This window comes from Nostoc sp. (genome assembly GCF_036916655.1).
GTDB lineage: Bacteria > Cyanobacteriota > Cyanobacteriia > Cyanobacteriales > Nostocaceae > Nostoc.
On record NZ_JBALFY010000065.1, the window covers coordinates 35,259 to 47,571 of the forward strand.

The following is a 12,313-nucleotide window of genomic DNA, read 5'->3' on the forward strand; positions in this document are numbered from 1 at the left end:
CATAATCGGTCATGGGTACTATTTTTTAACAAGGAAAGTTCATTGTTTTTCGCCATCAATGATACTGTAAATCTCTGTATCAACAATTTGTAAAACATAATTTATAAATTTAAAGTTTTTTTATTACATAATTCTTAACTAGGGTATTTACTTAGGAAAACATCTGTGATATTTTCAAGTTGATTATCATAAATTAAAAATAGGCAGCCCTAAGTTTAACAACCGCGTTTCTGTATCTTGGTTTGATGATGAGTATCCTTCATGCATACTTGCAATACTAAATATTGATTTTAAACTTGTATAAATTATGTGGCGTTAACCAAGTGATAACTTGTCCTCGATCTATTTAGACTATCTTTGGTTTTGAACAATAGATAACAGTAGGAACCCTATTAAGGGAACACAGGTATGAAATTAGACAAAATTAACCTCTGCAATTTGACAAAATTAGGCAACCTAAATGCCACAGAAGTCTTATTGTTGCTGGCATAAAATCAAATACTGCCACTGTTAATAAAAGAGATACTGGGTAATATTCTCAGCCTTCTTCTTCACTTTTACCTTCGATTTGTTTGATATGACTTATATTAAGAGTACTTTTCCCGAATTTCTCACCACCCTAGAAGGGTTTGATCGCTTACCAGATGGAGCGATCGCTAATTTATCAGAACAACTACAAGCCTGGCGCTATCGCATAGGTCAGAAAATCATCGGTAAAGAAAGTCTCCCAGAACGCATCACCATCATTTATGAGGGACAAGTGCGGCTATTGGGATACGACCCCCAGACGCAAATGCCAATCACCCTGAAATTACTGCAACCAGGGGAAATTATTGGCGAAATTGGTTTGTTGCGCGATGTCCCTTGTGAAACAGCGATCGCTTCTACCGAAGTAGTATGTTTAACCTTGAGTGCATCAGCATATTTGAGCTTTCTGGCTTCATACCCAGCCTTTGCCGAAGCTCGTAAGAACCGCAGTTATTTGGCCGAAGTTTTCGATATTATCGGTTCCTATTGGCAAAAGCAAGCGATCGCTACCTTAAATCTCAGAGAACTGGCAGAAAAAGCCTTACCAAAGGCAAAAATACATTACCTTCCTTCAGGAAAAACTCCATTCAACCAACTCGATAGCGAAAGCATTTGGTTTGTCAGTGGCGGTGGTACAATCACAGATTTGTCACCTGGCGATCGCCTAGAATCAGACGACGATCGAGATAATATCCAAGTCATAGGTCAAAACCCCGCGCGGTTGGTTGGTATACATCCTTCAGATTTGCTTTTAGAAGAGAGTCATCAGATAGAACTTGTGGTTAGTGACACCACATCAGATAGCCCAGAGAAATTAGATATCCCCTACGCATCAGACGAAATAGTTCCACAGCCAGCCCCCCAAAATTCAAAGAATTCGCCAAACCAAAAATACCCATTTTTTGGCGGTAAAGGAGAACTAAATTCAGCCTTCGCCTGCTTCCAAATGATCGCGAAGCACCTAGAAATGCCGTTTCGGCGAGAGGTGGTTCGCCGCATCTTAACTGAGCAAGTCAAACGCCAGGGGACTATATCGTTTCAAGTTACTGCTTACCTGGCAGAGTCAATTGGACTGAAAGCCCAGTTAATAGAGCTGCCAGTCGCTTCTATAACGCGCATTCCGACACCTGCGCTGATTCGCTATGGTGATAGTTTTGCCGTCTTATATGCGGCTGATGCCAATACCGTGGTTGTGGGTGTGCCATCTCAAAGAATTGTGCGCTGCAAACCCGCTCAACTGGTTGAACAATTAGAGGTTGATCCAACCAACTTTCCGCCCCAGGTTAGGGTATTACTACTCAGTGCTACCAAAGAAACACCCCAAGAACGTTTTAGTTTACGGTGGTTTCTGCCCTATTTGTCAAAACACCGTCGAGTCCTGATCGAAGTCTTTATTGCTTCCTTTTTCGTGCAATTGGCAGCGTTGGCAAATCCTCTAGTTGTTCAGTTAATTATTGACAAAGTTATCACTCAAAATAGTATTGGCACACTACATATTTTGGGGGTTTTACTATTAGTAGTCGGGCTATTTGAAGCAGTGTTGACTACCTTACGAACCTACTTATTTGTCGATACCACTAACCGGATCGATATGGGTTTAGGGTCACAAATTATTGACCACTTACTACGTCTACCGCTGCGCTATTTTGAACGCCGACCGGTGGGTGAACTTTCTACTCGTATCAACGAACTAGAAAATATCCGCCAATTCCTCACGGGTACTGCCTTAACAGTGGGGTTAGATGCTCTGTTTTCAGTGGTCTATATCGGTGTAATGCTGATTTACAGCTGGCAACTCACCTTAGTTGGCTTAAGCACAATTCCGGTGTTTATTGTAATTACCTTAGTTGCTTCTCCCACCATTAGCAGACAGTTACGGGCCAAAGCCGAACGCAACGCCGAAACTCAATCTTATTTAGTGGAGGTGATGTCAGGAATTCAAACAGTAAAGGCGCAAAATATCGAATTGCGATCGCGCTTTTCTTGGCAAGAGCGTTATGCCCGATTTGTTGCCGCTGGTTTTAAAACAGTTGTGACTTCTACCCTTGCCAATTCTACCAGCAACTTTCTCAACAAACTCAGCAGTTTACTAGTTTTGTGGGTAGGAGCTTATTTAGTACTGCAACAAGAATTAACATTAGGCGAATTAATTGCTTTTAGGATTATATCGGGTTACGTTACCAGCCCAATATTACGTCTAGCTCAACTTTGGCAAAGCTTCCAAGAAACCGCCTTGTCTCTAGAACGTTTAAGCGATATTGTCGATACACCACAAGAAGGAGAAACAGACCGCTACAATATACCCTTACCTACTATTAAAGGAGCAGTGAAATACGAAAATGTTTCCTTCCGTTTTGGTACAAGTGGCCCTCTACAACTTTCTAATGTCAACCTCGAATTTGAGCCAGGGAAATTTATCGGCATTGTCGGACAAAGCGGTTCTGGTAAAAGTACGATGATGAAATTACTGCTGAGACTTTACGATACTGAGTCCGGCAGAATTTTGATTGATGGTTATGATATTGCCAAAGTGGAACTTTATTCACTGCGACGACAAATAGGCGTAGTTCCTCAAGAGACATTATTGTTTGACGGCAGCGTTCAGGAAAATATTGCTTTAACTAATCCCGATGCCACAACCGAAGAAATTATCGAAGCGGCTCAGGTTGCGTGTGCCCACGAGTTTATCATGAACTTACCCAACGGGTATAACACGCGGGTGGGAGAACGCGGTTCTGCACTTTCTGGTGGACAACGACAAAGAATTGCGATCGCTCGTTCAGTTTTACAAAGACCAAAACTATTAGTTTTAGACGAAGCAACCAGTGCATTAGATTATCCCACAGAACGGCAAATCTGTCTCAACTTAGCCAAAGCATTCAAGGGTGATACAGTATTTTTTATTACCCACCGGCTGAATACCGTCAGTAACGCAGACATGATTGTTGTGATGGATAACAGCAGAGTTATAGAGCAAGGCAGCCATCAAGAATTAATGGCTACTAAGGGTCATTATTATTACCTGTATCAGCAACAAGATGTAAACTTGTAATTAGTCATTTTTGGGGGCAAAGGTTTTTGGCATCGGGAAACATTGCCCACTCTACAAAAAAGTCAAAATCCAAAATCCAAAATTGTTATGACTCAACTTAATGGGAATCACCTCAACGGCAATCACAAAAACGGCAATCAAAAAAACGGAGTGAAGCAAGATTCCAGCCTACTTACAAAACAACAAAAAGCTGCTCAAGAGTCTTTCAATAACTCAAACAATCAAGAATTTGAACAATCTATTGTCTTGCGCCAATCTCCAATTTGGTCGCGTACAATCATGGCTACACTCATAGGACTAGCCTGTTTTGGAATTGCTTGGACTTATTTTGCCAAAATTGAGCAAGTAGTGCCGGCAACAGGACAATTAAAGCCGCAAGGAACAGTCAAAGAAGTTCAGGCTCCTGTTAGTGGCGTGGTGAAAACAGTTAATGTTAAAGATGGACAAGATGTTAAGCCAGGAGATTTGTTGCTAACTTTTGATTCTATCGCTTCTGTAGCCGAATTGAATTCTTTGAAGAAAATTCGCCTTGCATTAATTAAAGAAAACCAGATTTATCGCCGATTGATGAGTGCAAGTACCGCTACCGGTTCTGAACTCTTCTATTTGCGCGGCAATTTGCCACAAGAAACTGCTTTTCTGTTAAAAAGCCGAGCAGCCTTAGTAGCAGAAAATGAATTATTTCGGACTCAATTAAAAAACTCTGGTCAAGATTCTGGATTAGGAATTGATGAACAACAACTTCTACGAGTTGCCAAAAAGGAATTAGACTCTCGTTCCTCTGCGGCACTATTTGAAGTAGAAAAAACCCGAAAGCAACTTACTCAAAACCAAATTAAACTAGAAGATAGTAAAGCAAGTTTAGCTATTCAACAGGGAATTTTAGAGAAGCTGAAAATATTAGCAGAAGAAGGTGGTATTTCTCAACTTCAGTATCTCAACCAGCAACAAGAAGTACAAAACCGCACGGCGGAAGTAGCCCAACTAGGTGAAGAAATAAAACGCCTCCAATTTGATATAGAAAAAGGACAACAAGAAGCAAGCAATACGGTGGCTGTTTCTGATAAAAATATTTTGGATAAAATAGCTGATAACAAACAGCGTATTGCTACAATCGATAGCCAATTCATGAAAGTTTTGCTGGATAATGAGCAGCGTTTGGCTGATGTCAATAGTAAAATATCTCAATCCCAATTAAACGTTAAATATCAAGAACTCCGCGCGCCTGTAGCTGGAACAGTTTTTGATTTACAAGCAAAAAACCCTGGATTTGTAGCAACTCCGACTACAAAATTACTGCAAATTGTCCCCAATGAAAGCTATATAGCTGAAGTTTTCATCACTAACAAAGATATTGGGTTTGTGCGAAAAGGTATGAAGGTAGATGTCAGAATTGACTCCTTTCCTTACAGCGAGTTTGGCGATATCAAAGGAGAAGTGATTGGCATAGGTTCAGACGCATTACCACCAGACCAAACCCATCAATTTTACAGATTTCCGGCAAAACTCTCATTAGATAAGCAATCTTTAGTAATTAAGGGTAAAAACGTCACCTTGCAATCAGGTATGTCCATCAGTGCCAATATAAAAGTGCGCGAAGAACGGACTGTGCTTAGTTTATTCACTGAGTTATTTACCAAGCAAGTTGATGCTCTTAAAGAGGTACGATAAAGTAGTGTTGAGTTAAAAGACCGCAGTGACTCCACAAGGAGAGTTGCTGCTTCACTTGTTACTTAGTATCTATGTACTTTTCCTCACTCAATACTCAGCACGGGCTAAACCCGCACTGCCGCTAACAGCACTCAGCACACTTAATGATGGTTAATTCTCAACGCATCGAACCTGCTCCCGGACAAGAATCAGTTTGGGATTACCCCCGTCCTCCTCGTCTGGAGGACACAAATAAACATATCCAAATAATCTTTAACGGAGTAGTAATTGCAGATACTCACGATGCCAAACGTGTTTTAGAAACTAGTCATCCTCCTTCTTACTACATTCCCCCTGCGGATATCAAAATGGAATATCTACATCTGACTCCGCAATCTAGTTTTTGTGAGTGGAAGGGAAGCGCTAATTACTATACAATCCGAGTTGATGAAAAAGAAGTCCATAATGCTGCTTGGTTTTACCAAAACCCCACACCAGCTTTTGAATCTATGAAGGACTATGTAGCTTTTTACGCTCATGTCATGGATAAATGTTACGTGAATGGCGAAGAGGTACAACCACAACCAGGTAACTTCTACGGTGGTTGGATAACCAGTGATATTGTTGGGCCATTTAAAGGCACTCCTGGTACTTGGGGATGGTGAGTCAATTTTAGATTTTAGATTTTGGATTTTGGATTCAATAGTAAGTGAAGTGATGTGTGATGTCTTACACATCTTACGTCTCCACGTTAAAAAAATTTTTGCTAAATCCTGATGAAAATAGAAGTAGTGCCGCATGATTCGACATGGCACAGCAAATTTGACCATGAATCAAAGCGTGTTGCGCTTATACTAGGTGAAAACGTAGTTGCTATTCACCATATTGGTAGCACAGCAATTCCACATATCTACGCGAAACCCATTATTGATTTGCTGGTTGAAGTTGAAAATATTGCCAAATTAGATGATTGTAGTTTGGGTATGGAAGCGTTAGATTATGAAGTAATGGGTGAGTTTGGCATACCAGGTCGCCGCTTCTTTCGTAAGAATAATATTATAGGTACAAGGACGCATCATATCCACATCTTCACGGCTAAATCATCGGAAGTAAAACGACACTTAGCATTTCGAGATTACATGAATGTACATCCCAAAGATGCACAGAAATATAGTGAATTAAAACGTGAGTTAGCAAAGCAGTATCCTAACGATATCATCGGATATATGAATGGGAAAGATGAGTTCATCAAAGAGATACAAAGTAAAGCATTGGTATGGTGGACACCTGATAAATCTCAATAACACAATCCCTTTTACCCATCTTCCCTACACCAATTATGTCTTCAAAAGAATAAATTAATAAACCAAGTTTTCTGCAATTTTAGAAAATCTGGTATAGCGTTTCCCGACAAGCGTAAGGTACACCTGTAGGGGCAATACCCTACGGAAAGCCGCTTCTCTACGAGACGCTCCGCGAATGCGTCTACATGAATTGCCCCTACACCTTGCAATATAATCTTATACCTTATATGAATGGGATCTGCTATATTTAGGATTACTAAATTGATGTTATGGCTATCTAGCAGGTTTCGCTTCAAACATCAAATACGTACCTCCAAGTCCTTCCACAATTGTGCGTGTATTGGCAATCATCATTCTCTGATAGGTATCACCGTCGCTTCCTGGTTCGCCAAGTCCCTCAGCATAAAGCTTCCTTTTAGAAATTTTTACATCGGCTTCTGTGGCTACAGATTGAATCAAATTAGGATTAATTTCCACCTCAGCAAAAATTGTTGATACTTTAGCCCGCTTAATGTAAATAGCCAAATTTTTGACTCGTTCGGCTGTCAGTTTTTCGTTAATATTAATACCTTGCAATCCGCCTGCCAATGAAAGACCGTATGCTTTGGCGTAAGAACTCAGTGCATCAGAGGTTGTAACTAACTTGCGTTCTTTGGTAGGAATACTGGCAATTCTTGACTTAATCCAGCTATCTAGTTGAGTGAGTTCATTCGTGATTTTTTTAGTATTGCTGGTATAAGCTTCTGCATCATTAGATTCTAATTTTCTCAGATTAGTATTAATTACCTCCACCATTCTGATAGTATTTTTGGTATTGTGCCAAAGATGAGGATCAGTTACACTCTTATCACCTATCTGAAATTTTTGTGGCTTAGGCACTGCCAGTTGACCGACAGCTATTTTCGGTGCAGAGTTTTTAGTAGCTTTAATTAACTTGATCAGATTTGGTTCAAAATTGTAACCAGTATAAAGAATAAGATTAGCTCGCTCAATGGCTTTACGATCTTCCGGTTTTGGTTTATAAAATTGCGGGTCGGCAGTAGGAGAAATTAAGCAGGTGAGGTTAACTGTATTCCCAGCAACCTGTCGGGTTAAGTCACACAATACACTTGTAGTTGCTACAACTTGGGGGAGGTTCTCATTTACCTGGGTGGTCGTCTGAGTAAATGCAGTTCTTGCAGCTTGATTTCCACATCCAACAAATCCAATTGTCAATGCAACAAGAATAGCTGGAAAAAAATTATTCATTGGTGCTTTTTTTAACATCCTCAACTCCTACTGGATGTGTGAGAAAAATAATCATCATTATTCAAGTATTTAGTGAAATACTAGGGAAAAGTCTTCAGGTTAAAGCTAAGGTAAAATGCAGAAGCCCTTGGCTGATAAAAAGGTATAAGGCTAAGGGAAGAGGAATTATATAGACTCTTCCTTTTCCCACTTTCCCCAGTCCACACCCGGCACTTTCTGGTTGATGAACCATTAATAGTCTGTCCCAAAAGTTTTGAGAGGTTAGTGGTGTTCAGATATCCGACTTCTTGAAGGAGTCCGGGATCTAGCAGCCCTACAAAATTAATGAGACAGACCACTAGTGAGGTTTTTAGAGGCAGAATATTAGTTAACTTCACGCGACAAGCTAGAAAACTGGTAGAGGTAGAAGCACAATAATAAAGGTGATGCTGGGGAGCCTCCAAGGGTGTAGTTCTCTCACCGCCTTTTGAAGGGACTATGCCATTGTGCTTGTTTACCACAAAGGTCGCAAATTGACTAGGATTATTAGCTTCAGGTGTGGAATGTAGTCATGATGGGGCTTATTGAGCATACGGGTTGATTTCGCAAACCGAGTCGTGAATCTAAGGCAATTGTAGCTGTGGTTTGGCGATGTGTGGATATATCGTTGTTACAAAATTGGCAAATTGGCGAGTTTTTAGCCATCAGCCTTTGTTACACTAATTTTCACCTAGTAAAGCCTTGCAATACTTTATTACTATAATCTAGGTTGTATTTTGTGCCATAATTTTTATCCTCTAGTTTCTTCATCATTAAATCAGAGCCAAATCAAGTATATAGAACAATTCCTCAAAGCTAATATTGGTGAAGATCAACAATGATAATTTTAGTTATCCTAGTTAACACCCTAATTTCGGCGATACTACTCTATGTGGCTTGGCGAGTGTGTCAACTAAAGCAGCAGCTAGCATACATCGCAGATAGGTTAACCGCCTATGAAAGTTGTACCCATGCAGCACTGAACAAAGCACCCGAAAATATTTATCTCAGCCAGCAGAATATTTATAACTTACGGCAGAGAAATCAAGCGCTACAAATACAAATTCAACAAGTGCGGCAAATTATCAGTCTGCTTTTGCTAGGACGGCAAATCTGGCAGCGTTATTTTCCGAAGCTAGAGTTAATATCTGGGAAAAGAACAGTTGCAAAATGAGTTATGTCAAGTTCACATGAACATTTATAATTAGGGCTGACATGGAGATCGTCTAGCTTGCTTGTTGAGGGTGCGGGGGCTACCGCCCTTGATGCAGCATCTCCTAATGGAGATGGGTACAGAACTACGAGGGATGTGTTTATACAAAGAGACGCCCGCCAGAAGGCTTACCGGAGGTATTAAAACTTTGGGAGACATGAAGAATTTAGAATTATAAGTAATTAATGCTTTTTATATTAATTAATGAATAAAAGCAACATTTATGGCTGATATTTTGTCACGATAGATTAACTGAATAAAATCGGTGGAGTCTTACAAGGGGAGAAAACCCACCTAAAATAGGTGTAAGGAGAGAAACAATAAGATGTCTAACAACCGTTCTGGAGTATTTATTGGCGGTTTGATGCTGGGAGCTACCATCGGTGCTTTGACTGGTTTGCTGGTAGCTCCACGCACAGGGCGCGAAACGCGGAAAATTTTGAAAAAATCTGCTAACGCTATCCCAGAATTGGCAGAAGATTTATCAACGAGTGTGCAAATCCAGGCAGATCGTCTCTCTGCTAGCGCCCTACGAAATTGGGATGAGACTTTAGATAGATTACGGGAAGCGATCGCAGCCGGTGTAGATGCCAGTCAGCAGGAAAACCAAGTCTTGAAGCGACAAACATTTGCTGAAGACTCAGATTCGCTTCCCCAGCAATTAGAACGCTCATAAATGACACAATCGTGATTGAACCCCTGTTTTGGTTGGGACTCTCCTTACTTTTAGTCGCCACAAGCTTGACTGCGGTTTTAGTGGCGGCAATACCGGCTTTGCAGGAGTTAGCACGTGCGGCTCGTAGTGCAGAAAAGCTATTTGATACTCTATCACGGGAGTTACCACCCACTCTAGAAGCTATCCGCGTGACTGGCTTAGAAATCACTGACTTAACTGATGATGTCAGTGAAGGTGTAAAAAGTGCTAGTCAAGTTGTCAAACAAGTTGACCAAAGTCTTGATAGTGCAAGAATTCAGGCTCAAAATCTGCAAGTAGGTACACGTACTATTATTGTTGGCGTGAAAGCTGCGTGGAGAAATTTCACGCGCCAAAAACCTGCAAGACGAACAGGCGATCGCTTGCCAAGCAACGAAAAACCACCTCTAACGTTGCGAGAACGAGAAGTGCTGAGGCAAGAGAATCGTCGGAGCAAAGCAGAGGTATACCGCGTTAATGACGGTTATAACGAGGCTGCTAGCTGGGAAAACAATTTTGATGACGAAGATTGAGTAGAAAAAGGGTGTAGAGCATTGTTTATCTTTCTTGTTGCAGTGTAAAGGTAATTATGCAGCTATTACTCTATGCTACAAATCAAACCCAAGATGACAGCGAAAACCTTCTCACCTGTTGAATTCGCAAAAAGTCACTATCACTGGAAACAACAGTTAAATTATTTTGCAGTGCAATAGCAGCTATCCAAATGTCATTTTCATCAAAACCCAACTCAACAATTTTAGTTTTTCGCCGCTTGTTTTTATCTTTGGGTGCAAACTGATTGAATAAAGCTGCCTTAATTTGACCGTAAACTGTTGCTGTTTCTTCAGTTATATGGTATGTGCGAATATCTTCTAAAAATTCTGTCAAGCGAGCCAGATTATTTTCCTTGCGTTGAGATTTTTCCATCATGAATGTCAATTCACCCTGCACAATTACGCAAGTGGTAATGTTATTTTCTCCAACTTCTTTCACGCGACGGATAACATTTGGTTCGCCTAAAATAATGGCACTACAATGATTTGTATCAAGTAAATACATTATTCAAATAGGTTTTCGTCATCAAATTTAGCTTGACCACGAGTAGCATATACTGCTTGAAGGCATTCTTCAAAGTCGTCACCTTCCCAAGTGCCAACGTGTCGAAGGATGGAGCGTCCAGAAGCCGGACGGTATGTAAGTTGCTCTTTATCAGTAGAAGTTTCTGTAGAATCCCTTAAAGGCATTAATTCAAGCGTATCTGGTTCTAACTCTTTTTGTGTATATTTAACCTTTTGTGTATATTTAACTTTAATAGAACGGATCAAATCGAGTGCTTCTGTTAGCAACTCCGGCGGTAAAGTTTCTATTTCTTGGATTAATAATTCTTTGTTAGTCATCTCTCACCCATAACTCATTCCCCTTTTATTTATTGTATGGGGAAATCCGCTATAGCTTAGTGAATTTTGAGTTGTTAAAAACTTTGACGATAATAATCAAAAAGAGGTGAATGAGTCTAGTATCTATAGCTTCCTCCCTTTTCCCTAGCCATAGGAATATTTTGAGTATTTTAACCGATTGACAAAATGCGCTTTATCCTTGTATGTCAATAAGTCTACTCTCCACTCCTTAAAAACCTTTTGCTTTGATCCCTTAGATTAGAGTAAAGTAAACAAGTGTAAAGAACTATCATTTTTCTAGTACTCTTTTAAAACAACTTGTTCGCTTTTACCGTTAATATTTGTATAAAAACGTCCATGCAATCTTGTTTTTGGCGACGAATTCTGATATCCATTGCAATATTTTTTCTGGCTGGGTCGATTTGGGTCATGCATTCTCCCCCAGCATTGGCTTATGACAATCCTGAGTTACTTCCTGACACCTTTACCCCAGTTGTAGACTTAGCTAAATCTCTGCCTGTGCTGCAAGAAGAAAAGCTGGTTAAAGATTTAGAGCAGTTTGAAGCCGATACGGGTTGGAAACTGCGAGTGTTGACCCAGTATGACCGCACCCCAGGTAGGGCAGTTATCAAATATTGGGGTTTGGATGACAAAAGCATTCTACTAGTTGCGGATTCTCGTGGCGGTAACATTCTCAGCTTTAGTGTCGGCGATGCTGTTTATGAACTTTTACCCCGGACTTTCTGGATAGAATTGCAAACCCGCTTCGGTAATTTGTACTTTGTCCGCGAACAAGGCGAAGACCAAGCCATTGTGCAAGCCTTAGAATCAGTTAAAGGCTGTTTACTTAAGGGGGGTTGCAATGTTGTCCCCGGACTGCCACGAGAGCAGTGGATTCTTACCTTGATTAGCTCAGTGATTGGTGGAGTGATTTGTGGATTTGCAGCTCAACCCCGCGATAAAGGCCAAGTTTTTGCTTGGCAATGGGCTTTAATTTTCTCACCTTTGTGGGGAATCTTGTTTATTGCCTTTGGCATTGGGCCAGTGGTGACACGTACAAGCGACTGGGTACCTCTAACTCGCAATATCTCCGGGTTTCTCATTGGCGTCTTGGTTGCCTACCTATCTCCTATTTTCAGTCGGTCTTCTTCTGGTAATGAGTTATGAGTGAGTAGTTAGGAGTTTTTAATTAACTTATAACTCCTAACT

At 40.6% G+C, this 12,313-nt stretch carries 12 protein-coding genes; 8 read left to right on the forward strand and 4 right to left on the reverse strand.

The window, feature by feature from the left end:
* Window positions 1-577: 577 nt before the first annotated feature.
* The 4 genes from V7L31_RS17015 (at window position 578) to V7L31_RS17030 (ending at window position 6,534) form a co-directional block, all read left to right on the forward strand.
* Window positions 578-3,580 (forward strand): peptidase domain-containing ABC transporter, encoded by a 3,003-nt coding sequence (locus V7L31_RS17015; protein ID WP_334697330.1) that lies wholly within the window; start codon window positions 578-580, stop codon window positions 3,578-3,580.
* 87 nt (window positions 3,581-3,667) lie between these two features.
* Window positions 3,668-5,251 (forward strand): HlyD family efflux transporter periplasmic adaptor subunit, encoded by a 1,584-nt coding sequence (locus V7L31_RS17020; RefSeq protein WP_334697331.1) that lies wholly within the window; start codon window positions 3,668-3,670, stop codon window positions 5,249-5,251.
* A 146-nt stretch (window positions 5,252-5,397) separates the two neighbouring features.
* Window positions 5,398-5,895, forward strand: a complete 498-nt coding sequence (locus tag V7L31_RS17025) for a DUF427 domain-containing protein (RefSeq protein ID WP_334697382.1) — start codon at window positions 5,398-5,400, stop codon at window positions 5,893-5,895.
* A gap of 111 nt (window positions 5,896-6,006) precedes the next feature.
* Window positions 6,007-6,534, forward strand: coding sequence for a GrpB family protein (locus V7L31_RS17030; protein WP_334697332.1), 528 nt, complete (start codon window positions 6,007-6,009; stop codon window positions 6,532-6,534).
* Between the two features lie 273 nt (window positions 6,535-6,807).
* Here the strand turns inward: V7L31_RS17030 and V7L31_RS17035 are convergent, their stop codons facing one another.
* Window positions 6,808-7,800, reverse strand: a complete 993-nt coding sequence (locus V7L31_RS17035; RefSeq protein ID WP_442944439.1) for a metal ABC transporter solute-binding protein, Zn/Mn family — start codon at window positions 7,798-7,800, stop codon at window positions 6,808-6,810.
* A gap of 838 nt (window positions 7,801-8,638) precedes the next feature.
* On the opposite strand from V7L31_RS17035, the gene V7L31_RS17040 reads away from it, so the two are divergent.
* The 3 genes from V7L31_RS17040 (at window position 8,639) to V7L31_RS17050 (ending at window position 10,240) form a co-directional block, all read left to right on the forward strand.
* Window positions 8,639-8,974, forward strand: coding sequence for a hypothetical protein (locus tag V7L31_RS17040; RefSeq protein WP_334697334.1), 336 nt, complete (start codon window positions 8,639-8,641; stop codon window positions 8,972-8,974).
* 364 nt (window positions 8,975-9,338) lie between these two features.
* On the forward strand, window positions 9,339-9,689 hold the full coding sequence (locus V7L31_RS17045) for a YtxH domain-containing protein (RefSeq protein WP_179063835.1): 351 nt from the start codon (window positions 9,339-9,341) through the stop codon (window positions 9,687-9,689).
* Between the two features lie 11 nt (window positions 9,690-9,700).
* Window positions 9,701-10,240 (forward strand): DUF948 domain-containing protein, encoded by a 540-nt coding sequence (locus V7L31_RS17050; RefSeq protein ID WP_334697335.1) that lies wholly within the window; start codon window positions 9,701-9,703, stop codon window positions 10,238-10,240.
* Between the two features lie 82 nt (window positions 10,241-10,322).
* On the opposite strand, the gene V7L31_RS17055 is transcribed toward V7L31_RS17050, so the two are convergent.
* The 3 genes from V7L31_RS17055 to V7L31_RS17065 form a co-directional block, all read right to left on the reverse strand.
* The gene (locus V7L31_RS17055; RefSeq protein ID WP_334697336.1) at window positions 10,323-10,766 is read right to left on the reverse strand and encodes a PIN domain-containing protein; all 444 of its coding nucleotides are present in this window, start codon (window positions 10,764-10,766) and stop codon (window positions 10,323-10,325) included.
* On the reverse strand, window positions 10,766-11,104 hold the full coding sequence (locus V7L31_RS17060) for a DUF2281 domain-containing protein (protein WP_334697337.1): 339 nt from the start codon (window positions 11,102-11,104) through the stop codon (window positions 10,766-10,768). Before V7L31_RS17060 ends, V7L31_RS17055 begins: the two co-directional genes overlap by 1 nt.
* A 308-nt stretch (window positions 11,105-11,412) precedes the next feature.
* On the reverse strand, window positions 11,413-11,535 hold the full coding sequence (locus V7L31_RS17065) for a hypothetical protein (RefSeq protein WP_334697338.1): 123 nt from the start codon (window positions 11,533-11,535) through the stop codon (window positions 11,413-11,415).
* Here V7L31_RS17065 and V7L31_RS17070 point away from each other — a divergent pair.
* Window positions 11,534-12,271 (forward strand): TPM domain-containing protein, encoded by a 738-nt coding sequence (locus V7L31_RS17070; protein ID WP_334697339.1) that lies wholly within the window; start codon window positions 11,534-11,536, stop codon window positions 12,269-12,271. The genes V7L31_RS17065 and V7L31_RS17070 overlap by 2 nt on opposite strands.
* The last annotated feature ends 42 nt before the right edge of the window (window positions 12,272-12,313 follow it).